We start from the raw sequence: 25,801 nt of genomic DNA on the forward strand, positions 1-25,801 counted from the left end.
ATCATTCGTATAACAGGAACGGACGCTATGAGCGACGTTCCGTTTTTATTATTTTTTATAATGGCATGTTACGTCATTCGTTCTGAATGGTTTTCGAACGGGTAATGATGGATGTGCCTTTTCGGCGACATATATAATTATACGGAGGGATTCAAATGAAGTGGAGAAGACTACTGTCGTTCAAACGATGGACACAAGTTTTCAAAAGGCTCCCCCGGCTGCTCCGGGCTCCGCAGATTCCTTTGGGAGAAAAGCTGTTGTTTATTATTCCAGCGCTGTTGTACTGGGTACTTCCTGACGTAATGCCGTTTATGCCCATCGATGATATCGGGGTCACTTTGATTCTGATGAACTGGTTTGTAAGCCGGGCAGAACGTAAATATCCTGTGCTTCAGGAGGGGGCACCTTCTTAATTTGCGGCCCAATGGATCATATTGACATTGAATTCGCATCAATGTTATTGCGAAGAGCGGTAACTTTCTTTACAATAGATGCTGTAGTTTAAGAATGCTGAAATTGTTGAAATCTGCAATTACAATATAGGAGATGAAGAGAATGAACTGCAAAATTACGCGTAATGCTGCTAAAGTATTGAAGCTTGAATTGGACAAGCCGGAGAACGAAGGAAAAAAACTGCGCGTTGTCATCACCCATGCACATGGTGACCATGCTCACTACGGCCTGGATATCGACACACCAAAAGAAAATGATACAGTTGTATCTACCGATAAAGAGATTGATGTCATTCTCGCGAATGATCAGCCTTTGTTAAACGGTGTTAAAATTGACTACCTCTACTTCCCGGAAGAGGGATTTGTTATTACGAATCCGTCCCAGGGTAATCACGGCGACCACTAAGGGCGCGAAGAAGGGGAACTCATGGCTAACGATATCCGCGTATGCGAAAAGTGTAATCATGTCCGACTGAAATCGATTGTGCCCAAGTTGCAGAAAATGGCTCCAGACACGGAGATCAAGATTGGGTGCAAATCCTATTGCGGTCCTTGCGCGAAACGTGCATTTGTCTTTATTAATGGTCGGTATATCAGTGCGCCGACAGAAGAAGAAGTGCTCGCCAAAGTCGCAAAGTTTGTGAAGTAGTAGGATATAACAAGGTGAGTGAACGAAAAGTTCAAACATCCGCAAGGAGGGGCTATGTGCCTCTCCTTTTTTGCGTTTGGATAATAGTGAGTGGCTGCTTCAAAATGCGGCATCCTCTATCATTTCAGTAATTTGGAAGGTATCTTCTCGAATTTCAATAGCAATGACCGTATTATCCTTTTTCAGAAAATGTACATGCCCCAGTCGTTCTTCCTCCAATTCGACCCAACCTGTATCCGCTAACTTCTGAAAATAATCCATTGGCGGGTAAAGTCCTTGTTCACCCCCAATATGTTTCAGTTCATACTTAGCCCCTTTTTTAAGATTGGGATCATCGGAATAAGCTATGTTTTCAATGAGCTTTGAATTGGTTGGAACCGGGATGTCTGGGTTCATGGATGACGCTGTATATCCTTCTATCTCGTATGTTGCAGGAGCGCAGCCTTGTACCCAAATGAGCAAGGGCAACATGCAGAGTGTCAATATTATTTTCTTCAAATGAATTCCTCCTGATTTGGCATGATTATCTAATAAACGTAGCCAAATCAACTAAAGTTACGATAAAAACACAAAAGAAGAATAAGAAAGCTTGTGTTATCCATCCTAAAGGGGTAACAGGAACCTGATAATCCCAAGGAGGAATACTCATGCCGAAGCGTTATGATTCCAGTTTGCAAGCCGATACCACTGTATCTCAGGCGCAAAATGCGGTGAACAAGCTTCATTATGCTGTATCTCAGGCCATGTCTCATCCGACGGCACAGACCATTGTACAGGCGGAACGACGTCTGGCACACACGGAGCAGGCGATGCGACAAGCAGAGCTTTCACTCGGAGGGCAAGGTGTTGAGTTGGCAGAGGAAATGTTCATCGAGGAGAAGAGAAGATTGAATTCAATCCAGAGTCAGCACGGTCAAGGGGATTTATAACGTTCCTGTCACATCAGAACCCGCAGGGCAGCAATGCTTTGCGGGTTTTTCATATCTTTTGCAAAGACTCTGGGTCCATGGGTTTACTCCGACAGTATGTCGAATGGTCGCTTAAAATTCTGTGAGAAGGTTAATAGAACAAGAGCAGGCAAAATTCCATACGGGAGGTACAGAATGACAAAACATATTACAGATTGTACGATTCTGAACAACGGAGTAACGATGCCATGGCTAGGATTTGGAACATATAAAGCAAAAGGTAAGGAAGTACAACAGGCGGTTGAGACCGCTTTGGAGGTTGGATATCGCAGTATTGATACCGCGTCCATCTATGGCAATGAAGAAGAAGTGGGACAAGCTATTGCAAGCAGTGGTGTTGCCCGTAACGAACTGTTTGTGACGACAAAGCTCTGGAACGAGGATCAGGGATTTGATTCAACGTTGAGAGCATTTGAAGCCAGTCAGAAGGCACTTGGACTGAATGTGATTGATCTTTATTTAATTCACTGGCCTGGCAGAGACCAGTACAAGGAGACGTGGAGAGCATTCGAACGTCTATATAGCGAAGGAAGCATCCGTGCGATTGGTGTGAGTAACTTTCAAGTTCACCATTTGCAAGATATTATAGATGAGGGCGGAACGGTGCCTGCGGTTAATCAGGTAGAGCTGCATCCGGGTCTGATCCAGCAGGAACTGCAGGATTTCTGCGGGGCGCAGGGAATTCAACTGGAGGCATGGAGTCCTATTATGAAAGGTAAGCTGAACCAAGAGTCTACCCTCAAAGCGCTGGCCCAGAAATATGGGAAAACGCCAGCACAGATCATTCTGCGCTGGGACATTCAGAATCAGATTGTGACGATTCCGAAGTCGGTTACCCCAGAGCGTATTCGTGAGAATGCGGACATCTTTGACTTTGAATTGACACCGGATGAGTTGAGACAGATTGATGCACTGGATTCCGATAAGCGGACGGGTCCACATCCGGATCAACTGTTTTGGGATTAAGTGGGTAGACGCTAATTGAATATAATTGTTTGATGAACTACTGGTGGTTGTTCCGGTTACGTAATCGTTCTTTTGATCGCTGTTGTCTCCAAATTTTTTTAATTCCTCTTTTCAGAGGATAAAATTTGGATACAAAGGCGCACGCTTCGCTTCTTCAGAATCGATTCCGTCCCCTCCACAGTAACTGTCCATCAAACACAAAAATATACAATGAGCTAGAATGGTGTGTAGTATATAAAAAAAAGCAGCCGGATCGGGAAATATCCCTGATCCGGCTGCTTTTTGTGTTTGAATTGGCTTAATTTTTTTTCGGGACTTCGCATCCGTCATCTGTGCAGATGCCACTGCCGTCTGTTTCTGTTGTGTTGGATTCAACCATGGTGAATGGGGAACGCTCGTCCCATGCTTTTTGAATGGCATCCAGGAACACCTCGTCAGGTTGAGCACCCGATACGGCGAACTTGCGGTCGAATACAAAGAACGGTACACCGCGGATACCAAGTTGCTCGCCTTCTGCTTGGTCAGCACGGACATTGTCGGTGAATTGATCACTGGACAGCACTGCCGTAGCTGCATCTCGATCCAAGCCGACTTCTTCTGCTAACTGAGCCAACACTTCAGTGTCGCCGGAGTGTTTACCTTCAATAAACACAGCTTGGAAGATTCGTTCACTCAGTTCAAGCGCTTTGCCTTGTGTATCTGCCCAGTGTGTCAAGCGGTGAGCTGAGAAGGAGTTTGTAGGGATCATGGCATCGATATTGTATTCCAGTCCTGCCGTACGAGCATTGGCATTCATCTGGGCATTCATACCTTTGGCTTGTTCCGCGCTCATATTATATTTGGCAGCCAAATATTCCGAATTGGTTTTGCCTGGGTTCAATGCAGCGTTTGGATCAAGCTCGAAGCTTTTGAATTGCAGCTTCACTTCATCACGGTGTGGGAACTGTTCCAGTACATTCTCCAGGCGGCGTTTGCCGATATAACAGAAAGGGCACAGAAAATCAGACCATATCTCAATATTCATTTTATTAAAACCTCCATCATCCTTTTAGTTGAAACTAATATGGTTACAATTATAAAGCCACTTTCTATAATTCGCAAGGAGATTACTTTTTATCCCGATATGCCTTGGACCAATGGTAAGGTTGAATCTCATCCAGTCTCTTGAAGGCCAGTTTACCAGAAGGATCGTATACGGCAGCTTTGACTTCTTCGCCCCAGTAAAATAATCGTTCCTGGCATACACCGCAAGGTGTAAGGACCTTGAATTCTGAATGCTCGTCATCACGAGCGATACAGAGGGAGTGGGTGACACGTTCGTTCAATTTGTGGGCTTCCAGATAAGCTCCTGTTTCCATACATAGATGCGTCGCATCGTTGATGACCTCTGGAGCTACACTAATCAGCAGCGATCCAGCTTCGGTATAGACGGCACCCGCGCCGCCCCATCCCTGAGGATAACGTTGCTTCACAAATTTTGCGGCTGCATTGAACAATTGCTGTTCAATATTGAGTGGTTCAGTGTGTGATGTCATGTAATGCAAGTTCCCCTTTTCAAATCCAATTTAATTCATTTCGTGTTTTTGTTTAGCTTGTCATTACGGTATTGTTCATTGCGATGTTGCTGCTCCACTGTCTTCCTCTCGAAAGCGCTGAATCAAATCATAAGTAATGACCGTGTCCGAGACATGCAATCGTTTGGTTGCTTCATCATGACTGGGGCGGCAAGCATTGATGTCCGTTTTGTCGCGTGTGGACAGGTCATAACAAGCACCGCTCTCATAGATATAATCATCCGATGGAATATAGAATACAGAACCATCCGAGAATGTGCCATTACGCAGCACAACCGTACGCCCAGACCCGTCATATACGTCGTTACCCATGTGATAATAGGACTGGTCGGATAAGCCTAGCAAATGCAGTACGGAAGGCGTGATGTCCAGTTGTCCCGAAGGTTCGTTGATGGTTCCGGCAGCTGCTCCGTCCGGTAAATGCACGAGCAGGGGGACCTCGTTCATGATCTGTGCCATATCCAGTTCGTTCAGTGAACGTCCCAGGAACTGTTCGTATTGTGATTGTTCCTTAATCGAGTTGTCGTGATCCCCGTAGAACATAAAGATGGTATTTTCCCATAAGCCCCGATTTTTCAGATCCTCGACCATCTTACCCAGTGCCGAATCCACGTAATGAACGGACTGCAGATAGTTACCAAACATGGTTCCCTGGAACTCGCCTACATCCAGTTGCTGCTTCTCTTTTGGCAAGGCATACGGATGGTGACTGGTAAGAGTGATTAGGAAGGAATAAAATGGTTCGGTCACCTCACTACTCATTTTCTCAACGGATTGCCGGAAAAAGGATTCATCAGACAGGGACCAGCCAAGCGGGTCATCCTGTGCAAAATCATTTTTACTATAAAACTTGTCGTACTTCATGTTCTGATACATTGTATACCGATTCCAGAAGCCACTCTCATAAGCGTGAAATACGTTGGTGCTGTAACCGTTATCCTTCAGGATGGAAGGAAGGGAGTCATACGTATGGTCTGCATAACGTACAAACGCTGATCCAACCGGAAGTGGATGCAGGGAAATATTTGCGCCAAAATCGGCATCTGACGTTCTGCCCTGACCGGTCTGGTGGTAAAAGTGACTATAATACTGACTTTCCTTCATCAGTTCATTAAAATGCGGTGTGATCTCCTGACCGCCAATGCTCTGGCCAATCATGAAGTTCATAAAAGCCTCACCCTGAACAATGATGACATTGCTGTCTTTATATTTGCCAAACAAGGCATCATTCTGCGGGGCAGTTCCTTGCCTTTCAGCAAAGAACGCTTTTGCTTGCTCAACATCAGCGGGATCAGCCTGCGGCCCGGAGCCGATATGGTCTTTGGCGAAGTTGTACAGATCATAACCGTGAAAAGCGAGCAGTCCGGTCACATTATACATGGATACATTCCACCAGTTGTTATCGAACAGGCCTTTGGCCCATGTTTTGCTGTAGAAATAAATCGGGCCAACCGCGAGGCCGAGTCCCAGCACAAGGGTGATGCTGCCAGCCGTGAGACGGCGGCGCAACCGTGCCTTGCCATCGTTATACGAATAACTCCCGTAACCAGTAACAGACGTACTGGAGTGCTTCGAACGGTAACGTCTGCTGAACAGTACGATAGCTGCGAACGGAATGACGACAAGCCAGTCGGCAAAGAACCAGAGATCACTTGTGTAGATCAGTGTAGCGATGCTGTCACCCAATGCGTCAACTTGTCTCGCCTGCAACAATACCGGGATGGTCAAGAAATCCTGGAAATAGCGATAATACACCATATCGGCGTAGATTAGTGCGGTAAGCAGCAGGTTAAGTACGGCGAGAGACAAGATCATGCCTCTACGTGGCAGCAACCAGGTCCAGAAGGACAAGAGTAGTAAAGATCCAATAGCAATGACTTTATCCAGCAGTCCCATCGTAATGTTATAAGCGTGAAGATTGTGATGGAGCCACATGAGTTTGAGCAGCATGAGCACAAGAAAAATAAGATATAACGTTAATGGATGATTTAGAAGCCCGCGTGGCATGGCACTGCGCGTAGGCCGAGTGACAACCATATGTATGTCCCCCTTGCTTTTGTTGTTTTGTAATCGGAGTGTAAAATAGGGCTCCATCCATTATAGCGTGGCCTCATGTGTTTTCAACTATGCCTCAGGGAGAATTGAATCTTGTCCAGCCGAAGACCGAAGTCGGTGAATTCTTATGACCAGAAAAGGGCACAAAAAAAGCGCCCCGGCCATGGATGGCAGGAGCACTTTAGATTCGTTACAATTATGAAGATTGTGGTGTTTTATTTCGTGGGGGCAGTGGGCCCAAATACTGATAGTACTGGGTTTCAATTCGTCCGTTGAACAACTTGCGACGTTTGTCTGCCTTATGACCGAAATACTCTTCGAAAGCTTTGGTCGACGTGATTGCAAAAAAGGACCATGTTGGCATGTCGAGGTAACTGCGCCCTAATGAGCGGAGCAACTTCTGAACTTCTTTTTCTTCACTCAAACGTTCACCATATGGGGGATTGGTAATGATGACACCATATTCACCCTGCGGTCTTGCGCGATGAGCGGGCAGGACGCTGACTTCAATATCTTTGGCGAACCCAGCACTTTTGATCGCTGCCATAGCCACTTCAATTGCTTCCGGATCAATATCGCTACCTGAAATCTGTAACGGGACATCGTCGCGTACAGCATCAAATGCTTCTTCGCGCGCCTGTTCCCATAATTCTTCAGGAATAACAGCCCAGTCCTCGGAGTTGAAGGTCCGACGAAGTCCCGGTGCAATGTTCCAGCCGATCATAGCGGCTTCGATCAGCATTGTGCCTGATCCACAGCATGGATCATAGAATGGACGAGATACATTCCAGCGGCTGAGCTGAATAAGAGCTGCAGCAAGTGTTTCTTTGAGTGGCGCTTCGGTGACGAGTTTACGATAACCCCGTTTATGCAGACCTGGTCCCGTCGTATCTAAAGTAAGCAGGGCGCGATCGTTCAGCAGAATGACCTCAATCACATAACGAGACCCATCCTCTGGGAACCACTCTGTGTCATAAGTCAGCTTCAGTTTCTCTACGATTGCTTTTTTCACGATCCCTTGTGATGCAGGCACACTGCTTAACTGGGATTTTTGAGAACGACCCTCTACAGGGAATTCGCCGTCGGCTGGAATCCACTCTTCCCAAGGCAGTGCTTTGGTGCCTTCAAACAATTCGTCGAAAGTCGTGGCAGGGAATTCACCCATTTTCACCAATACGCGATCCGAACTTCTCAGCCACAGATTACACCGGCATATATCAATATAATCTCCTGTAAAGAAAACCCGGCCGTTGTCGATCGTAACATCTTCATACCCCAGTTGCTTCAGTTCCCGGGCAACAACAGCCTCGAGTCCCATCGCCGAGGTTGCAATCAATTGCAATTGAGCCATGTGATTCATTTCAACTCCATTTCAAGCTGGAGAAGGATATCCTTCTCTCTGCTGTATAGTAACGGTGCGGCCTTGCCGCTTTCCGTGAAAAAACTTACAATGAGAAATGCGGTGAACGTATGCATTCCTCTTTCGAGGTGATGCACCAGTCAACCGCCTGTGTTGATAACAAACATTTATTATAGAACATTGGCATCCATATGGAAAGCAGTCCAAGTGTCCAAGGAGGATTTTAGTGGTGAATCTGACCCCTGATGAATATGTAAATCAATTATTTCAAGAGGATGATCTTTTGCTGAAAGTGAAAGAGGCCATCCGTTCGAACGGTATGCCGGAAGTTTCCGTTGCGGCTGCGTATGGACGATTGCTCACGTTTCTCGCCAAGACATCCAAAGCAGAAGCTGCCCTCGAAATCGGCGTGTTGGGCGGTTACAGTGGGATCTGCATTGTGCGCGGTTTGCGTGAGAATGGGACCCTGACTTCGCTGGAACTGAAAGAGGAATATGCGGCAATGGCGCGTGGTCATCTGGAAGAAGGCGGTTTTGGCGAAAAGGTGGAGTACCGCATTGGCCCGGCGGCAGACAGCCTGGAGCAATTGGAGCAGGAAGGTCGCACATTTGATTTCTTCTTTATTGACGCAGATAAGGAGAATTATCCGGTATATCTCGATTATGCCATTAAGCTGGCCCGGCCAGGTGCTGTTATTGTTGGTGATAACTGTTTCCTGCGTGGTCGTACACTGAATCCGGACAAGCAGGGCCCGGCCGTGCTTGCTGTTCGTCGTTTCAATGAACAGATGGCAAGTGACCCGCGCCTGGTGACGACCATGTTGCCGGATTACGATGGGCTGGTACTTGCCTGGGTGAAGTGAAAGGGAAAATTTCCTAAAGATAAAACTCCGATGGAGCACGATCTCACGCTTTTGTGTTTGTGAGGGGATCGTGATTCTGTACGGAGTTTTCTGAAAACAAAAAGAAGAGACGACACACCTTGAATCACAGGGAGTATCGTCTCTTTCTTTATATTTACAGATGTTGTAGTAGTTCGATTTATACTTCAGGTGTTCCGTACGTTTCAAACCATTTTTTGATGGTGTCAAAATCATCACTGAAGGACAAGCCCAGCATCAATAATACACGAGCTTGTTGTGGACTCAGGTTGTCGCCTGCAATGATACCTTTGCCGCCACCGTACACACTTCCTGAACCCGTCCGAGTGGTGGTCACAAAGATGACACCTTCTTCAATGGCTTTGGTACGAGCTTGTCCCATAGCTCTGGAGATACCGCCAGCTCCGGTACCGGAAGTCACAATTCCTTTGGCACCGCTGCTCACGAATCCTTCAATGGCTCCGCCGCCAGCTTCTTGATACGAGATCGCAATTTCTACTTTGGCCAGATCTGCCTTTGTGATTTTACTTAGATCAAATACGGGCTTTGCTGTGCCTTCAGGTTTCAAGGCACGTGCAGGAGCACGGTAGATTCGGATATTTTCTTCATCAATATATCCTACAGCGCCGAGCATCGGCGTTTCAAACGTATCTGTCCGATAATCATTTGTCTTGGTTACACCACGAGCAAGCTGGATTGTATCATTCAACATGAGTACTGTGCCAAATGAAGTGGTACGACCACTGCCTGCAAGTTTGATGGCGTTGTACAGATTGGCTTGAGCGTCAGAACCGATGACGGTCCATGGACGCATGGAGCCTGTGATCACGACAGGTTTGTCACTCTGAACAGTCATATCGAGGAAATAAGCGATTTCTTCCATTGTATCTGTACCCGTGGTAACGACAACACTGTCATACGTTGCCAGAGCTTTGTCTACCGTCTGCGACAAGTCATAGAGGTCGGTCATGCTATAGGAACCTGAACCTGAGTTTCCGAATTGGAGCGTGCTAACATCGGCAATCTTCTGTTTATCCGGTAAGGCGTCTACCATCTCTCCAATGGGAAGTGTACCTGCCTTGTAATTCTGGAAGCTGGTGGCATCCTCGGATTGACCGGCAATCGTTCCGCCAGTTCCAATCACCAATACATTAGGAAGTGCAGATTGTTTGGAAGAGTCTGGTATTGCAGGAATGGAAGTATTGCGAGCCGGAGTAGTAGTTGCTGTCTGAACAGCACCTGTTGTGCCTTTCACCTCTACCGTAGCTGCGTGCGCGGCGTAGGTTCCAAGGGGGGACAACGAGATGGTCAATGCTGTTAAAGCTGCGGTACTCCATACGGCCCAGGGACGAAGATTGGATGTTTTACTCATGAATAGCACTCTCCTTCAAGTAAGTGTGATGTTAAGTTTGTTAAGAAGAATATGTATACCATTTCAAATTGATTGTATTTCATGTTAAGTAATATGACAAATATAGATAATGGTAGAGTAATCGGTTACATTAATAGATAATAAGAGTAAAATGATTGTTTATAAGGAATTATGAAAGATTATTCATTTTGGTTAGAGATAGAAAAGAAGCGGTTTTAGTATTTTTGAAGGAAAATAAGCCCTTTTAATGTTAGTTAATATTACATAATGAGTCTTTTGTCCTGATAAAATGAAGCATTTTAATAAAAGAATGTCGAATTGGGACTTATATCAGAAGTAGGTAACAGAATGAGAGGATGATAGTAACGCATATTAGGTAATGGGGATCAATTACGGTCTAAAGAGTGGTTTCGTAATAGAGTTATGTTTATAATAGGGGTGATCACCATATGTAAATAAATATATAATATTGATTGGAGGAGAAACGATGAAACAGGCACCGAGAAAGTATGCAAATTACATTCCGATTCGGGAACTGGAGACTTTGGAAGAGAGGTTATCTCCCTTCAAGGTGTATGCAGAACTTCGTGATAACACTCCAGTCCGCTATGATGAGCATCGAGAATGTTGGGATGTTTTTGGTTATGAAGATGTGAAGTATGTTCTGAAAAATCCGAAACTATTCTCTTCTGCACGTGATCGTGCCAATACGAGCATGTTGACGACAGACCCTCCCAAACACAAACAGCTGCGTGATCTGGTGAACCAGGCGTTTACACCCAAGGCAATTGAAGCATTGGCTCCGCGTATTCAGGAAATCACAGATGAGTTAATTGCTCCACACCTGTCAGAAGGACATATGGAACTTATTGATGACCTTGCAACACCATTGCCCGTCATTGTCATTGCGGAATTGATCGGAGTCCCTGCAGCGGATCGTCAAAAGTTCAAAGACTGGTCTGATGTATTGGTGAAAGGCGCGCGTGATGATAGTGAGCAGGCCTTCCAGGAGTTATTGGAGGAGAAAAAAAGAAATATGCAGGAGTTGCATATCTATTTCACTGGCATTATGGAAGAACGTCGGTTGCAGCCAAAGGATGATCTGATCTCATTACTGCTTGCTGCGGAGATTGATGGTCAGCAATTGACTTCAGATGAAGTGGTAGGCTTCTGTATTCTATTACTTGCTGCCGGTAATGAAACAACAACCAACCTGATTACCAATGCGGTTCGTATTCTGTCTGAACAACCCGAGCTACAACAGGAGTTGCGCGAACAGCCTGAACGGATTACTTCTGCGATTGAAGAGACGCTGAGATATTATCCGCCAATTGTCGCGATTGGGCGGGTCGCCAAGGAAACTGTAGAGTTGAAGGGTCAGACGATTCAAGCTGGAGAGCAGGTGATTTCCTGGGTTGGAGCAGCCAATCGGGACAGTGCCCAATTTGAAAACCCGGAAGATTTCATCTCTGATCGCAAGCCGAACAGGCATATGGGTTTTGGTTTTGGCATTCATTTTTGTTTGGGTGCACCACTCGCTCGATTGGAGGCAAGGGTAGTTCTTCATACATTGCTTCAGCACATGGGAAACATTCAACTTGTGTCTGGAACGGCTCTGCAACCGATACAAAGTGCTTTTGTATTTGGTGTGAAACATTATCCGATAGAATTCAATCTAATAAATAAATAAATAAATGATGAATGGCGCATGAATGACAAAAGCCGCTCTCAGGCCAATTAGGCGCTGGAAGCGGCTTTTTCAAATGAAAAATTAAGATGGACTATTTAAGAAATGGATAGGGAATCAGGATTCCCGAATAGAAGCAGGTTTGTTATACAATTTGAATCGGACCCAAACCATATTGAGTAGTAACAGTCCACCAGAGACGATAAACAGACCTTCGATCCCGATGAATCCTGCCATAAAACCTCCAATGATCGCTCCAAGCATGTTGCCCAGCGCCAGAGTACTCGTATTAAAACTGAATGCACGGCTGATCATGCTATCGGATGTATAGGAACGTATCAGGGCATTAACGCTTGGAAGCAGGCCACCCATGAACACACCCATCATGAAACGAACTATAATGAGCTGCCACACGGTCTGAACAAATGCCTGCGGAATAAGCATGAGTCCTGTTCCTATGAGAGAGAACGTCAGCACCTTGTGAGGACCAATCCGGTCACTCAGCTTCCCGAGAATCGGAGACATGGCCATATTGGATAGTCCCGTAACTGCACCGACAAGTCCTGCCCAGAAGGCCACATTTACATCCGAAGCATGCAATTTTTGCACATACAGCGGCAAGAGTGACATGGGGCTGATCATTGCAAACTGCAACAGAAACGTTACAGCGAACAGTGCAGGCAGTTGAGGTGACTTGTTCAATTCCTTCAGACCGGACAATACGGATTGTGCCGGCAGTTTGGCTGCTTCTTGACGGTCGAACTTCTCTCTCACCAGGAACATGGCGAGCATGGAAGCAACAAAGATCAGTCCACCTGTAATGTAGAAAATGGGGCGGAAGCCTACCGCATCCGCTAACAAGCCACCAATGAGTGGACCCAGGATGGTGCCGGCAACCTGCCCGGACTGACTGATTCCCATGGCAAAACCCATGCGGTCTTTCGGTGTGGTACCCGATATCAACGCAACAGCTGCAGGATTGAAACCGGAGATGGTACCATTAAGCAAACGCAATAAGAGAAGCTGCCAAGGATTCTGTGCCAGACCCATAAGGGCAATTACGATGGCCATCCCGAATCCCGACCGCAGCAGCATAACTTTACGGCCATACTTGTCCGATAACTTGCCCCAGAGCGGTTGGAACAAAAATGAGGTGAGGAAATTGGCTGCAAAAATAAAGCCCGCCCAAATGCCAATTTCATGTTCGCCAACAACACCCAGATCTCTTGCGAGATAAAGAGACAAAAATGGGGTAATCATGGTCATGCCCGAATTGACCAAAAATTGTCCGAACCAAAGCACAATGAGGTTTACTTTCCACGTTTTCAAAGTGCTTTCACTTCCTTTCAAAGATATTTCTGTAATTCTCAAAAAAACACCATTCTTTCATTATAACATAATTGGCATATGAGGGATGGGTGTAAGGAATGTCATAGTATTGTCACGTAGAACGCATCTGCATGTGGTTGTTACGGCTGTTTAAAAAGGGCATAATGGTAATTATGAGTCCAAAAACTATTGGAGGCTTCTTACATGAGCTATAATGATCGACTGATTCGGGCAAGTTTTAAACAACAGGTAGACCGTGTCCCGGTATGGTACATGCGTCAAGCTGGACGTTACGATCCTGAATATCGCAAAATTAAAGAAAAGTACTCCTTGCTAGAAATCTGCAAACAACCCGAGCTGGCGGCTGAAGTTACACTCATGCCGGTACGCAAACTTGGTGTAGATGCGGCTATTTTGTATTCCGATATTATGAATCCGGTTGCCTCTCTGGGCATTGATTTTGACATTGTAAAAAATATTGGTCCAGTTATCGATAATCCTATTCGGTCCGCTGCAGATGTGGATCGGCTGCGTCCCATCGACGTAGAAGGAGATCTGTCACATATTCTGGAAACCATTCGAATTCTGGATAAGGAGCTTGATGTGCCTCTTATTACGTTTGCGGGCGCACCATTCACGATTGCGAGTTATCTGATTGAAGGACGACCTTCGAAAGGTTATATCCGCACCAAAACGATGATGTACAGCGAGCCTGAGGTTTGGCACAAGTTGATGCAGAAGCTTGGTGATATGGTTATTACATATGTCCGTGCGCATATTGCGAATGGCGGTAAGGCATTCCAGTTGTTTGACAGCTGGGTTGGAGCACTTTCTCCCAAAGACTTCAGAACATATGTGTTGCCTACGATTACCCGTATCTTTACCGAATTATCGGATTTGAATGTACCGAAGATTTATTTCCCTGGTGTTGCATCCGGTGAGTTGTTGCCAGCCCTGCATAATTTGCAAGCCGATGTGATTGGACTGGACTGGAGAGTATCCATTTCGGAAGGGCGTCAACGTCTTGGCGGCAAATTTGCAGTACAGGGTAACCTGGACCCATATTTGCTGACTGCCCCGATGGAACTGATTAAAGAGCAAGCCAAAGTGATTATTGACGAAGGAATCAAGGAGCCGGGTTATATTTTCAACCTCGGACACGGATTATTTCCTGAAGCATCGCTAGAGAAGCTCAGAGAACTAACGGCGTATATTCATGAATATTCTGCCGAAGCAATGAAGAGTGGGGTGACGGTAACCAATGACTAATACTGTAGGTGTACTGGTGATGTCGTATGGCACACCGGAAAATATGGAGAGTGTTGAAGCGTATTACACACATATCCGCAGAGGACGTCCGCCTGAACCAGAGCAATTGAAAGAACTGACGGATCGTTATGAAGCCATTGTTGGCGGTGTTTTCCCACTTCGGGAGAACACAGACAATCAGGTCAAGGCCCTTCAAGAGACATTAAACCGCGATGAGCGTGGCACTGATGTGGAATTCCGTTGTTATCAAGGACTGAAGCATGCCTATCCGTTTATTGAGGATGGCGTGGAGCAGATGGCGAAGGATGGAATTCAGACAGCGATTGGTATTGTACTGGCTCCTCATTTTTCCACGATGAGTGTAGGCAGTTATATCAAACGTGCGCGTGAAAAAGCAGAAGAGCTGGGCGTTCATATGTCCTTTATTGAGAGTTATCATCTGCATCCGAAGTTAATTCAGGCGTTGTCCACACGTGTCAGTGCCAAGTTGGATGCGTTCGAAGAAGCTGGAGCAAAACGCGGAGATGTGAAGGTGTTGTTTAGTGCGCACAGTCTGCCGGCGCGTATTGTGGAGATGGGTGATCCATACCCGCAACAATTGCTGGAGACTTCGGAAGTGATTGCATCACGTGTAGGCATAACCAATTGGCAATTTACGTGGCAGAGTGCCGGACGAACAGCTGAGCCTTGGCTTGGACCGGATATTCTGGATACGTTACAGGAGCTTTCTCGTGAACAGGTAGAGGATGTGCTTGTGGCACCAATCGGGTTTGTCTCGGATCATCTCGAAGTGCTCTATGATCTTGATATTGAGGCCAAATCGATTGCCAAAGAGATCGACATGCGCCTGATGCGTATTGATTCTCTCAATAGCGATCCTCTATACATGGAGACGTTAAGCGACGTTATTATAAGCCAATGGCAGCAAGGGTCGGATGAGTAATGGATGATAAGAAACGCCGTGTTGTTGTTGTCGGCGGTGGCCTTACCGGCCTCAGCGCGGCATTTTATATCCGCAAGCATTACCGGGAAGCAGGAGTTGAACCTGTGATTACTTTGGTCGAGAAAAGCTCGTCCATGGGAGGCATGATTGAGACACTGCACCGGGATGGATTTGTGATTGAAAAAGGGCCCGATTCTTTCCTGGCTCGCAAAACAGCAATGATTGATCTTGCCAAAGAATTGGAGATTGATCATGAATTGGTCAGTCAGAATCCGGAGTCGAAGAAAACGTATATCATGCAGCGTGGCAAGCTTCATCCTATGCCAGCAGGACTTGTGCTCGGTATCCCGACAGAACTAAGACCATTCTTGAGAAGTGGACTGGTCTCTCCGGCAGGCAAACTGCGGGCGTTGATGGATTTTGTCATCCCGCCGCGTCGTACAACAGAGGATGAATCGCTCGGTTATATGATTGAACGCCGTCTTGGAGCAGAAGTGCTGGAGAACTTGACGGAACCACTGCTCGCGGGAATCTATGCAGGTGATATGCGGCGATTGAGCCTCCAGGCTACCTTCCCGCAGTTCGGAGAAGTAGAGCGCGATTACGGCAGCTTGATCCGGGGCATGATGACGGGGCGCAAACCGGCTGAGACGCATACCGGAACAAAACGAAGTGCCTTTCTGAACTTTCGCCAGGGGTTGCAGAGCCTTGTTCACGCCCTCGTACATGAACTGCAGGATGTGGATCAGCGTCTGAACACCGCAGTGAAGTCGTTGCAACGTCTTGACGAAGCGGAGACCAGATATCGTGTTGAACTGGGGAATGGCGAAATGCTTGAAGCCGATGATGTAGTGGTTACTGTGCCAACATATGTTGCGTCGGAGCTGTTGAAGCCTCACGTGGACACAGCGGCACTGGATGCGATTAACTATGTGTCTGTAGCCAATGTAGTGCTCGCTTTTGAGAAAAAAGAGGTGGAGCATGTATTCGACGGGTCGGGTTTCCTCGTTCCGCGGAAAGAGGGCCGGAATATTACGGCTTGTACGTGGACATCGACGAAATGGCTGCATACCAGCCCGGATGATAAAGTACTGCTCCGCTGTTATGTTGGTCGCTCCGGTGACGAACAGAACGTAGAGCTTCCGGATGAAGCGCTGACGAATCTGGTTCTCAAGGATCTGAGAGAGACGATGGGTATTGAAGCAGTGCCGATCTTCTCCGAGATTACTAGGCTACGTAAATCCATGCCACAGTATCCGGTGGGACACCTCCAACATATTGCCGCCCTCCGTGAGGAGCTTGGCAGCAAATTACCGGGTGTGTACATTGCAGGTGCAGGTTATGAGGGCGTAGGCTTGCCTGATTGCATCAGACAAGCGAAGGAAATGTCTGTTCAGGCTACACAAGAGCTTGCAGCAGATTAAGTACAGCAAGAGAGCTGTCTCAAACGTAGAATTATCTACTGGAGAGATGGCTTTTTTTATGTGAAGATCTGGAAGCTAACTGAGTTCATACCCTTTCAATCGATACAGTTCCAAGGAATGATGGAAATCCAGAATATGCCTGATATAATGGTATGTATGGCTGTGAAGAAGAGGAGTTGCTTATGTATCCCCCAAGATCAGATCGAAGTGTAGAGAGAAAAAAAAGAAAGCGCACCCGCGATAGAATCATCTGGACAGTTAATCTTGTATTGATCATGGCAATTGGTCTGATAGGCATTTTTTATGTTATTAATACACGTCAGCAACAGGCAGACCAGCCAGTGAAACAAGAAATCGTCGATCAGGATCAGCCTTCCATTGGAGATGATGCCAAAGGCGGGGATCAAGTAAGTTCTCCAGACTCGGAATCCGATGAGACTTCGGAAGAAGAGCCCAAAGCTACGGATGAAGAGACAACAGCGGATGCAGATAAGACATCTGGAGTAGCGACACCTGACACTTCAAGCAATACCAATAGTGAGAAAACAGAATCCGGAACGAAAAAACCTACGGCAGATTCGACACCGTCCGGTACCAAGGGAAATGCAGGTGTGGATCAGGAATCAGGGACGTCGAAACCTTCCAATTCAGCGAAGGATGTCACAATTAACTTTGTTGGTGATATTCAATTTTCGGGCAAAGTTGCTGAACTGCTGGATAAAAACGGTTATGATTATCCCTTTGCCAAACTCGGCAGGTTATTCAAGGATGATGATCTTACCATCGGTAACCTGGAGACACCAATAACTCATGGTGGTACCAGTGCAGCTGACAAAACCTATGTGTACAAATCTTCGCCCAAAGCATTGGCGGCAATGGCCTCTGCGGGTTTTGATGCTGTCAATTTGGCTAACAATCATATTTTGGATCAGGGCGTAGAGGGCTTGGTGGATACGTTAACTTATCTCAAGGAATATGGCATAGCTCACACCGGGGCAGGTATGAACAGGGATGAGGCCTATGCACCAGCATATCTGGAACGCAAAGGCATGAAGATTGCATTGCTTGGGTTCTCCCGAGTTGTACCGGAAACGAGTTGGAAGGCGGAAGGCAATCGGGCTGGCGTGGCTGAAGCCTATGATTCCACAGGAGCAGTCAAAGCGATCCAGGAGGCCCGTAAGAAGGCTGATCTGGTGATCGTGGTTGCACATTGGGGAGAAGAACGTGTAAGTACTCCGAATAGTGACCAGACCAGATTGGCTCATGAGTTTGTAGATGCTGGCGCTGATCTGGTCATAGGTGGTCATCCTCATGTGTTGCAAGGGTTGGAGTACTATAAGGGGAAGTGGATTGCATACAGTACGGGAAATTTCATTTTCTCCAGATCAACAACCGAAGAGACTTGGAAAACGGCGGTATTTCAGGCTCGCTGTAGTCAAGATGCAGCTTGTAGCATGAAAGTTATCCCTTATGAGGCCGGGCTAGGTCAGGCCATTCCAATGATTGATGAGGCGAACAAACTGCTGTTGGAACAGATGGCAAAGCTCTCCCCGGGTATTCGATATGATGGGAATGGAGTCGCTTCGCCTAATTAAAAACCTTTTTGAGGAGGGAATCGAATGAACAACCTTTGTGTAGCACACCGTGGATTTTCTTCTATTGCACCAGAGAATACGATGGCTGCATTCCTGATGGCCATGGAGCGGCCTGAAGTTCAGTGGATGGAGCTGGATGTGCAGTTGTCGCGTGATGGTGTACCAGTGGTCATTCATGATTTTACAGTGGATCGCACGACGAATGGCAAGGGTCTGGTTCGGGAAACTGATTGGGCTGATCTGCAACGTCTGGATGCCGGAGCATGGAAAAACAAGTCTTACAAAGGCGAACGGATTCCGGCGCTAAGTGAATTGTTAGATCGCTCGTGCGGCAGAGTACGTTTGAACATTGAACTGAAAACGCAGGGAGACATGTACCCGGGTCTGCCTGCGGCTGTTATACATGAAGTGAGAAAAAGACATATGCAAAATGATGTTGTGATCACCTCATTTGAACCAGCCGCTCTGATCGAAGTGAAGAAACTTGCACCGGAGATCCAGACGGGGCTAATTATCGATGCACGACCAGGTGATCTGTTAACCGCGTTGCGGCAGATGAATTGTACATTCCTATCGATTGGATACACCAATGTAGACAAATCCTTAATGAACGAGATGCGGAGTGCAGGTATTCGGGTGATGGCTTGGACAGTGGATGACAAGACCATTATGAAGAAACTGGCGGCAGTTGATCCAGAACTCATGTTATGTACGAACCGTCCTGACGTATGGGAGCTGGCATTTCAGGAGACGAGCAGCCGATTTTTCAGACCTTAACTTTACTATATGCACTAATGAATCCGATAAAGGTGGTAATATACCCATGTTGACTAACATTCGCAATGTATACTGTGTAGGACGCAATTATAAACTTCATGCGGAAGAATTGGGTAACGCGGTTCCGGATGAACCAATGATCTTTATGAAACCTTCCCATGCAGTCGTGCCCTTGAATGGTGAAACCCTTGGATTGCCTGCTACCAAGGGTGAAGTTCACTATGAAGCTGAATTGGTCGTGCAAATCGGCCGGAGTTATGAGCCAGGTATGGCGGTAGATGAGCTGGTGGATGCGTATGCATTTGGTATTGATTTTACGTTACGTGACGTACAGACCGTGATTAAGAAAAAAGGCCACCCGTGGACAGCGGCCAAAGGGTTCAAAAATTCCGCTCCGGTTACTGCATTTCAGGCATTCCCGGGTGCGGCAGCATTACTGGAGAAAGACTTTACATTGACCAAAAATGGTGAGGAAGTCCAGCGTGGTAATATTCGTAACATGATCTTTAGTTTACAGGATATTGTGGATTATGTAGGTCATCATTACGGCTTGGGGCCGGGCGATGTCATTTTTACAGGAACACCGGAAGGTGTTGGACCAACACAAGCAGGAGATGTGCTCGAACTGGCATGGGACGGCGAATCCTTGGGTGCCTGCACGATTGGGGCAGTGCAATAAGGATTACACATCATACCTGCTTGAAATGAATAGGTTACAAGAAAGGGGCGTGTATACGCTCCTTTTTGTCGTGCTATCGTGGATATATGTTTATACCTTCATCGTACGGATACGCTACTAATTTACGCCAAGCTGTATGCTGTATTTGCGCTCTGTGTGACCAACTCTTCCAGTTCAGCTTGTTGTGCAGCATGTTGCTCCGAGCTGATACTTCCATTTGCGAGCCGTTCATCCAACTGCTCTCTGAGCAGTCTTACTTGTATAGCAATGACCTCATCCAAATTCCCGTTATTTTCTTCCGTAATTGTCCTCAGTGATTTGCTGCTGTACAGTTCCTGATACAGATCCGCTTCTGAAACCTGATTCAGAGCGTCGAGCAGCTCATCACTGCTTCCCTCACGAGTGTCCAAGTCAACGATGGACCATTTAGCAGTAGGTATGGGAGAGATGGCAGACTGGCCCCAGGCTGTTCCAGCGAAGGACATAGTGACAATCATTGTGCCTATAATAATGACTCTTTTCATATTCATATGGATAATCCTCATTTCTGTAGTTGAGTACGAACTGAATCGTAGCTTGTCGTTGATGTAGTTATAGATGTTTCGATCTGAGAATAGTGTAAACGGGAAACCTGAAGTGAAACTTAAAACAGGATAAGTAATTTCAAACCGGCGGGTAATGACTGTAAAAGTAGATCTATATTTTAATTCTCACTTGACAGGTTGGGTTAGTTGGTTATATGATAATCTCAATTATTTTAATACTCATTAAATGAACAGTGAACTAATTTGAATTGAAAACTGCATTGAGCTGATTGGACCACCAAAGGCTCCCGGGACTACTCCTCTAAGGAATGTCCTCGGGGGCCTTTTTTCGTATCTTTATTGAAGCTTCAAACGATCAAGGAGGTTATGAAATGAGTGATAGAGACTGGGAAGCGTTGGAGCGGACGGATTGGTTATTTCGCAAAATGGTCAGACGATTTGTCAAAGAGCGGGATCGCATCTCTGTAGAAGGTATCAGCCTGCCAGGCATGCTTATCCTGCACAAAATCATTCGTGAGGGAGAACAGCGGCTTGGAGATCTGGCAGAACAGTTGGACTTTACATCCGGTGCCATTACTGCTCTAACCGATAAGTTGGAAAAAAAGGGACTCACCATCCGCAGACGAAAGGAAGACGATCGCCGGACGGTTTTACTGGACATCACATCCAGCGGGCGGGAGATGTATGCGAGAAACAGCAACATCGGTGCCCGATGTATCACGCTTCTGTTTGAGGGTTTTACGAGTGAGGAACTGGAGCAACAAAGTCAATTCTACGAGCGGGTAGTAGCGAATCTGGAGGGATTCTCGGACACGGTGCTGGAATTGGCGGAGAGCAACGGGATACAAGAACATAATCGGTCCTCCACAAGTGACCTTGAGCAGAAGCAGCGGGACAATGCCGGGAAGAGGAACTATCTCAGTTATTGAGGTTGGGTCAATGTAACGACATTTGATATACCACAAACATTCTAGGGAGAGATGATCAATGGGACACTCAACAATATATCCAACTGGAGCGACGTTATACAATCCGGATAAGGCTTGGGGCGGTTATACCGTTTATCAGGCAGGTGAAGAAGGCGTAGTATTGATCGATATGAATGGCAAGGAGGTTCACCTGTGGAAAGGATTGTTAGGTTTTCCGGCCAAAATATTACCTGGCGGCTACGTGCTGGGCAGCACGGGTCGGAGAGATCCGAAGTTCGGTATTCAGGATAATGTCGATCTGGTCCAAGTGGATTGGGACGGCAACATTGTATGGAAATACAATAGCTACGAACACATCGAAGATCCGGGGTATGAGCCACTATGGTATGCCCGCCAGCATCATGATTATCAGCGTGAGGGGAATCCGGTAGGTTATTATGCACCTGGCCTTGCGCCAAAGACGAAGAATGGTAAAACCCTTATTCTGGCACACAAAAATGTGAGTAACCCGCAAATTTCAGATAAGCCATTGCTTGATGATGCCATTATCGAAGTGGATTGGGAAGGGAAGGTACTCTGGGAGTGGCTGCCTAACGAACATTTTGAAGAATTAGGTTTTGATGAAGCTGCTCGAAATGTCCTGTTCCGTGATCCGAATACACGCTCTTTCGGTCATCTTGGCGGTGGAGTCGGTGACTGGTTACATATTAATTCTGCTTCTTATGTCGGACCCAACCGCTTCTATGAAGACGGAGACGAACGGTTCCACCCCGACAATATTATCTGGGATGCCAGAGAGGCCAACATTATTGCCATTACAGACAGACAGAGTGGAAAGATCGTGTGGAGACTAGGACCAGACTATACTTCAACTGAAGCGAAACACATTGGCACAATTATCGGACAGCATCATGCACATATCATTCCCCAAGGTCTACCAGGAGAAGGCAATTTGCTCGTATTCGACAATGGCGGCTGGGCAGGTTACGGCCTTCCCAATCCGGCTTCTCCATTTGGATTGAAACATGCGATTCGGGATCACTCCCGTGTACTGGAGATTAACCCGGTCACCCTGGAGATTGTCTGGCAGTATACATCGGCAGAAGCAGGTTTCTCAGTTCCGACGGATTCTTATAAATTTTATAGCCCATACATCAGTTCCGCCCAGCGTTTACCTAACGGCAACACCCTAATAACCGAGGGTTCCAATGGCAGATTGTTCGAAGTGACAGCGGAGCATGAGCTGGTCTGGGAGTATGTCTCCCCGTACACAGATGGGCGGAATACCAATATGGTCTATCGCTCATATCGAGTTCCTTATCAGTGGGTTCCACAGTTGGAGAAACCGCAGGAAGTTGCCATCGAAGCCATTGATGTCTCCACCTACAGGGTCCCGGGAGCAGCACCCAAAGGTTCTGCATCCATCGTGAGCGTAGAGACAACTCTTCCATTTGTGGAGGGTGCAGCCTGTGTGGCAACGTCGGATGAAGGCAAGTCAGGCGGTTAAGCGTCAAGAATCATGACTAGATCGAATGGGGTGTATATTGTGAGAAAACCATCCATAGTAACCGGCATATTGATATTATTTCTGGCTACGGCACTCCTATTATCCGGATGCAGTTCAAACGCAGCAGGATCTGGAGCAAAAGACGCTACCGGCAAGAATACCGATAATGTAAAAATTCGAATTGCAGATACAAGTACGAACCCAACGTTCAGGGTAGCCATTGCCAAAGGTTTTTTTGAAAACAGGGGCATTGATGCAGAGAGTATTACGTTTGGCTCGCCGGCTGAAGGTGTAAATGCACTATTTATCAAACAGGTAGATATTGCGTACGGGGCAGACTTCCCTGTATTAAATGCTTTGTCTAAAGGGGAATATTCAGTCATCGCTTCTGCAGGCCAGACTACGGATGAAGCGGCAGCCGCCTGGAAGCTGTATGCAAGGGAGGATATTCAGAGTGGAGCGGATTTGAAGGGCAAGAAAGTGAGTTTCATTCGAGGCACATTTATTCCGTATCTATGGGATGAATATTTGAAAGATCAGGGGGTGGCGCTGAGTGATGTGACGCAAATTGGTCAGGGGGCTTTTGATGAAGCCTACATCGCACTGAAACAGGGAGATCTTGATGCCGCTTGGGTTATAGGTTCCGCGTTAACCGATAAATTCGATGCACTCGAAGGAGTGCATCAGCTGACGGATATGTCTCAGACCCCTATACGCCTTGGTATGGGACTGGTATCGAGTAATGAATTCATCCAGGCAAACCCTGAAAAGATCAGTGACTTCCTTGCGGCGCTGGATGAAGCATCCACGTATGCTCAAGCGCATCCTGAAGAAGTTGCGGATCTGATGTATCAAGAGACCAAACAGCCTAAAGATGCCACGTTGAAAGACCTTCCGATCAATCCATGGGAAGTTGGATTTACGCAGGCTGCTTATGATAGTTTGGCAGGTCAGAAGCAATATATGGTGGACACTGGAATCATCGAACAGGATTTTGATCTCGACTCCAAACTCGATCTGACTTCTCTCCAGCAGGCTCTGCCGGATAAAGTGACATATAGTAAATAATTTATATTCAAATGGGAGGTGTCCGTTATGTCCTTACCTGCAACTCAGCATACCATTCATATTGAACAGCTTCGGAAAACGTATCATGCCCCGACCAATGGGGATGTGCATTATATCATTAAGGATGTCGATCTGGTTATCAAGGGAGGAGAGTTCTTTGTCCTGCTTGGTCCCAGTGGGTGTGGCAAGTCAACGTTACTGAATATGATTGCGGGTTTTATCTCCAAGTCGGGCGGACAGCTCAAGGTGGATAACAAGGAGATCGACAGACCGGGCAGGGATCGGGCAATGGTATTCCAGCAGGCGGATTCTTCTCTCTTTCCATGGCTAACTGTGAGGGAAAATGTTGAATTCGGACTTCGAATGTCCAAGGTGCCTAAGACACAACGACGTGAGATCTCTGATCGTTACATCCAGCTTGTTGGACTGAGTGCTCATGAGGGGAAATTTCCGAAAGAACTCTCGGGTGGCATGAAGCAGCGGGTTCAATTGGCCCGGGTACTTGCGAATGACTCGGCGATCTTGCTGATGGATGAGCCATTCGGTGCGCTGGACGCCATGACGAGACGAACCATGCAGAAAGAACTGGTGAATATCTGGAAAGAAACCCATAAAACCGTTATCTTTGTCACACACGATATTCAGGAGGCGTTATTGCTTGGTGAGCGCATAGGCATTATGTCTGTAGGTCCATCTTCGAATATAACGGATATTTACCACAACAACTTACCTTACCCGAGGAACATCGCCTCGTCTGAGTTCAACACCCTGTATGACCGAATTCAAGGCCACTTTGAAGAATAACTGAGGTGATATGTAAGATGAAATGGTTGGAGAAAAAACGGGTGTCTATCCCGCTTCTATGGGTAACGGTCATCTTAATCTGGCAGCTTGGTGCCCTCATCTATGGGCCTGACGTAATCCCTGGTCCGTGGCACACGATCCTGGGAGCACGCGAACTGATTGCTGACGGTACGCTAATGGAGTATATCGGAATCAGCTTCACTCGTGTACTGGCAGGCTGGGTACTCGGAAGCATCATTGCTATTCCGGTAGGGCTGATTATTGGTAAAGTTCATCTCATCCGGCTGTTCGCGGAACCGTTCCTTAACTTTATACGTTTTATCCCGCCGATCGCCTTTATTACCTTATTTCTGGTGTGGTTCGGAATTGGTGAGCAATCCAAGATCGCGCTCATTATGTACGCAACTTTCTTCATTGTTGTATTGAATACACTGACAGGTGTGCTCTCCGTTGAAGAAGATAAAATCCGGTCGGCCCGCAGTATGGGAGCCAATGAACGGCAGATTCTGCTGCATGTGATTGTTCCGGCGACAACCCCGTATATCTTTACAGGTGTGCGACTGGCGATGGGAACCTCGTATATGGCCATAATCGGTGCTGAGATGATTGCCTCGAATGAGGGGGTGGGTTACTTAATCTGGAATTCCAGACTCTTTTTCCGAACAGATTGGATCTTTGTCGGACTGATTTCCCTGGGTTTTATGGGATTTCTGACGGATCGTTTGTTCAACTGGTTTGGTCGCAAAGTACTCTACCGATATGGGGTCATTGGCGGAGCGAAGCGGGTCTAAATTAGGATATAGGAACATTGAATTACAGACGTTACTTGAAGAGGGAAGGTATCTTGTTTTAACGTTTGATCAATAACCTGTTTTGGCACTTCTACACGAGGCCGAAACAGGTTTTTTGTGTGCTGGCGTAAGGAGTTTCGGCATTGAGATCAAACCGTGGTATAATTGAATTTCAAAA

General features: G+C 46.7%; 26 protein-coding genes. 18 read left to right on the forward strand and 8 right to left on the reverse strand.

Going from position 1 to position 25,801, the window contains the following annotated elements:
• Positions 1 to 155 precede the first annotated feature (155 nt).
• The 3 genes from MHI52_RS10360 to MHI52_RS10370 all read left to right on the forward strand — a co-directional run bounded on the left by MHI52_RS10360 (position 156) and on the right by MHI52_RS10370 (position 1,101).
• The gene (locus MHI52_RS10360) at positions 156 to 413 is read left to right on the forward strand and encodes a hypothetical protein (RefSeq protein WP_017689423.1); all 258 of its coding nucleotides are present in this window, start codon (positions 156 to 158) and stop codon (positions 411 to 413) included.
• Positions 414 to 555: 142 nt separating this feature from the next.
• Positions 556 to 858, forward strand: coding sequence for a heme biosynthesis protein HemY (locus MHI52_RS10365; protein ID WP_036609727.1), 303 nt, complete (start codon positions 556 to 558; stop codon positions 856 to 858).
• A gap of 21 nt (positions 859 to 879) precedes the next feature.
• Positions 880 to 1,101, forward strand: coding sequence for a DUF1450 domain-containing protein (locus MHI52_RS10370; RefSeq protein ID WP_017689421.1), 222 nt, complete (start codon positions 880 to 882; stop codon positions 1,099 to 1,101).
• Positions 1,102 to 1,200: 99 nt separating this feature from the next.
• On the opposite strand, the gene MHI52_RS10375 is transcribed toward MHI52_RS10370, so the two are convergent.
• On the reverse strand, positions 1,201 to 1,599 hold the full coding sequence (locus tag MHI52_RS10375; RefSeq protein ID WP_340903475.1) for a hypothetical protein: 399 nt from the start codon (positions 1,597 to 1,599) through the stop codon (positions 1,201 to 1,203).
• Between the two features lie 149 nt (positions 1,600 to 1,748).
• Here MHI52_RS10375 and MHI52_RS10380 point away from each other — a divergent pair, with 149 nt between their 5' ends.
• Positions 1,749 to 2,030, forward strand: a complete 282-nt coding sequence (locus MHI52_RS10380) for a hypothetical protein (protein WP_036609724.1) — start codon at positions 1,749 to 1,751, stop codon at positions 2,028 to 2,030.
• A gap of 174 nt (positions 2,031 to 2,204) precedes the next feature.
• The gene (locus MHI52_RS10385) at positions 2,205 to 3,035 is read left to right on the forward strand and encodes an aldo/keto reductase (protein WP_036670089.1); all 831 of its coding nucleotides are present in this window, start codon (positions 2,205 to 2,207) and stop codon (positions 3,033 to 3,035) included.
• A gap of 298 nt (positions 3,036 to 3,333) precedes the next feature.
• On the opposite strand, the gene MHI52_RS10390 is transcribed toward MHI52_RS10385, so the two are convergent.
• The 4 genes from MHI52_RS10390 to MHI52_RS10405 all read right to left on the reverse strand — a co-directional run bounded on the left by MHI52_RS10390 (position 3,334) and on the right by MHI52_RS10405 (position 8,015).
• Positions 3,334 to 4,059, reverse strand: a complete 726-nt coding sequence (locus tag MHI52_RS10390; RefSeq protein WP_340903477.1) for a DsbA family oxidoreductase — start codon at positions 4,057 to 4,059, stop codon at positions 3,334 to 3,336.
• 82 nt (positions 4,060 to 4,141) lie between these two features.
• Complete coding sequence (locus MHI52_RS10395; RefSeq protein WP_340903479.1) at positions 4,142 to 4,570, reverse strand: cytidine deaminase; 429 nt, start codon at positions 4,568 to 4,570, stop codon at positions 4,142 to 4,144.
• A gap of 75 nt (positions 4,571 to 4,645) precedes the next feature.
• Entirely contained in the window at positions 4,646 to 6,646 is a 2,001-nt protein-coding gene (locus MHI52_RS10400) for an LTA synthase family protein (protein ID WP_340903481.1), read from the reverse strand.
• 214 nt (positions 6,647 to 6,860) lie between these two features.
• Positions 6,861 to 8,015: a class I SAM-dependent RNA methyltransferase gene (locus MHI52_RS10405; RefSeq protein ID WP_036609715.1), complete on the reverse strand. Its 1,155-nt coding sequence runs from the start codon at positions 8,013 to 8,015 to the stop codon at positions 6,861 to 6,863.
• A 238-nt stretch (positions 8,016 to 8,253) separates the two neighbouring features.
• Between MHI52_RS10405 and MHI52_RS10410 the strand changes: the two genes are divergently transcribed.
• Entirely contained in the window at positions 8,254 to 8,886 is a 633-nt protein-coding gene (locus tag MHI52_RS10410; RefSeq protein WP_340903482.1) for an O-methyltransferase, read from the forward strand.
• 178 nt (positions 8,887 to 9,064) lie between these two features.
• Here MHI52_RS10410 and MHI52_RS10415 read toward each other — a convergent pair whose 3' ends face one another.
• Positions 9,065 to 10,276, reverse strand: a complete 1,212-nt coding sequence (locus tag MHI52_RS10415; protein WP_340903484.1) for an asparaginase — start codon at positions 10,274 to 10,276, stop codon at positions 9,065 to 9,067.
• Between the two features lie 487 nt (positions 10,277 to 10,763).
• Here MHI52_RS10415 and MHI52_RS10420 point away from each other — a divergent pair, with 487 nt between their 5' ends.
• Entirely contained in the window at positions 10,764 to 11,966 is a 1,203-nt protein-coding gene (locus tag MHI52_RS10420; protein ID WP_340903486.1) for a cytochrome P450, read from the forward strand.
• Positions 11,967 to 12,080: 114 nt separating this feature from the next.
• Here MHI52_RS10420 and MHI52_RS10425 read toward each other — a convergent pair whose 3' ends face one another.
• Entirely contained in the window at positions 12,081 to 13,292 is a 1,212-nt protein-coding gene (locus tag MHI52_RS10425) for an MFS transporter (protein ID WP_211081777.1), read from the reverse strand.
• A 204-nt stretch (positions 13,293 to 13,496) separates the two neighbouring features.
• Between MHI52_RS10425 and hemE the strand changes: the two genes are divergently transcribed.
• The 6 genes from hemE (at position 13,497) to MHI52_RS10455 (ending at position 19,979) form a co-directional block, all read left to right on the forward strand.
• Entirely contained in the window at positions 13,497 to 14,561 is a 1,065-nt protein-coding gene (gene hemE, locus MHI52_RS10430) for a uroporphyrinogen decarboxylase (protein WP_036609707.1), read from the forward strand.
• Positions 14,554 to 15,504 (forward strand): ferrochelatase, encoded by a 951-nt coding sequence (gene hemH, locus MHI52_RS10435; protein WP_036609705.1) that lies wholly within the window; start codon positions 14,554 to 14,556, stop codon positions 15,502 to 15,504. The genes hemE and hemH overlap by 8 nt, the downstream gene beginning before the upstream one ends.
• On the forward strand, positions 15,504 to 16,928 hold the full coding sequence (gene hemY, locus MHI52_RS10440; protein WP_340982927.1) for a protoporphyrinogen oxidase: 1,425 nt from the start codon (positions 15,504 to 15,506) through the stop codon (positions 16,926 to 16,928). Before hemH ends, hemY begins: the two co-directional genes overlap by 1 nt.
• A 275-nt stretch (positions 16,929 to 17,203) precedes the next feature.
• Positions 17,204 to 18,523 carry a CapA family protein gene (locus MHI52_RS10445; RefSeq protein WP_405158979.1) on the forward strand — a complete coding sequence of 440 codons (1,320 nt, stop codon included), beginning with the start codon at positions 17,204 to 17,206 and terminating at the stop codon, positions 18,521 to 18,523.
• A 24-nt stretch (positions 18,524 to 18,547) separates the two neighbouring features.
• On the forward strand, positions 18,548 to 19,300 hold the full coding sequence (locus tag MHI52_RS10450; protein ID WP_047842367.1) for a glycerophosphodiester phosphodiesterase family protein: 753 nt from the start codon (positions 18,548 to 18,550) through the stop codon (positions 19,298 to 19,300).
• A 46-nt stretch (positions 19,301 to 19,346) separates the two neighbouring features.
• Positions 19,347 to 19,979 (forward strand): fumarylacetoacetate hydrolase family protein, encoded by a 633-nt coding sequence (locus tag MHI52_RS10455; protein ID WP_076249914.1) that lies wholly within the window; start codon positions 19,347 to 19,349, stop codon positions 19,977 to 19,979.
• Between the two features lie 122 nt (positions 19,980 to 20,101).
• On the opposite strand, the gene MHI52_RS10460 is transcribed toward MHI52_RS10455, so the two are convergent.
• Positions 20,102 to 20,509: a hypothetical protein gene (locus MHI52_RS10460; RefSeq protein WP_405158980.1), complete on the reverse strand. Its 408-nt coding sequence runs from the start codon at positions 20,507 to 20,509 to the stop codon at positions 20,102 to 20,104.
• A gap of 386 nt (positions 20,510 to 20,895) precedes the next feature.
• Between MHI52_RS10460 and MHI52_RS10465 the strand changes: the two genes are divergently transcribed.
• The 5 genes from MHI52_RS10465 to MHI52_RS10485 are packed head-to-tail and all read left to right on the forward strand — an operon-like array spanning position 20,896 to position 25,623.
• The gene (locus MHI52_RS10465; protein WP_036670114.1) at positions 20,896 to 21,453 is read left to right on the forward strand and encodes a MarR family winged helix-turn-helix transcriptional regulator; all 558 of its coding nucleotides are present in this window, start codon (positions 20,896 to 20,898) and stop codon (positions 21,451 to 21,453) included.
• A 58-nt stretch (positions 21,454 to 21,511) separates the two neighbouring features.
• On the forward strand, positions 21,512 to 22,960 hold the full coding sequence (locus MHI52_RS10470) for an aryl-sulfate sulfotransferase (protein ID WP_405158981.1): 1,449 nt from the start codon (positions 21,512 to 21,514) through the stop codon (positions 22,958 to 22,960).
• A gap of 12 nt (positions 22,961 to 22,972) precedes the next feature.
• The gene (locus tag MHI52_RS10475) at positions 22,973 to 24,028 is read left to right on the forward strand and encodes an ABC transporter substrate-binding protein (RefSeq protein ID WP_405158982.1); all 1,056 of its coding nucleotides are present in this window, start codon (positions 22,973 to 22,975) and stop codon (positions 24,026 to 24,028) included.
• Between the two features lie 27 nt (positions 24,029 to 24,055).
• Entirely contained in the window at positions 24,056 to 24,832 is a 777-nt protein-coding gene (locus MHI52_RS10480; RefSeq protein WP_340016530.1) for an ABC transporter ATP-binding protein, read from the forward strand.
• Positions 24,833 to 24,849: 17 nt separating this feature from the next.
• On the forward strand, positions 24,850 to 25,623 hold the full coding sequence (locus tag MHI52_RS10485) for an ABC transporter permease (protein WP_282322009.1): 774 nt from the start codon (positions 24,850 to 24,852) through the stop codon (positions 25,621 to 25,623).
• Positions 25,624 to 25,801 lie beyond the last annotated feature (178 nt).

This window comes from Paenibacillus sp. FSL H8-0283 (assembly GCF_045040675.1).
In the GTDB taxonomy this organism is placed as follows: domain Bacteria; phylum Bacillota; class Bacilli; order Paenibacillales; family Paenibacillaceae; genus Paenibacillus; species Paenibacillus amylolyticus.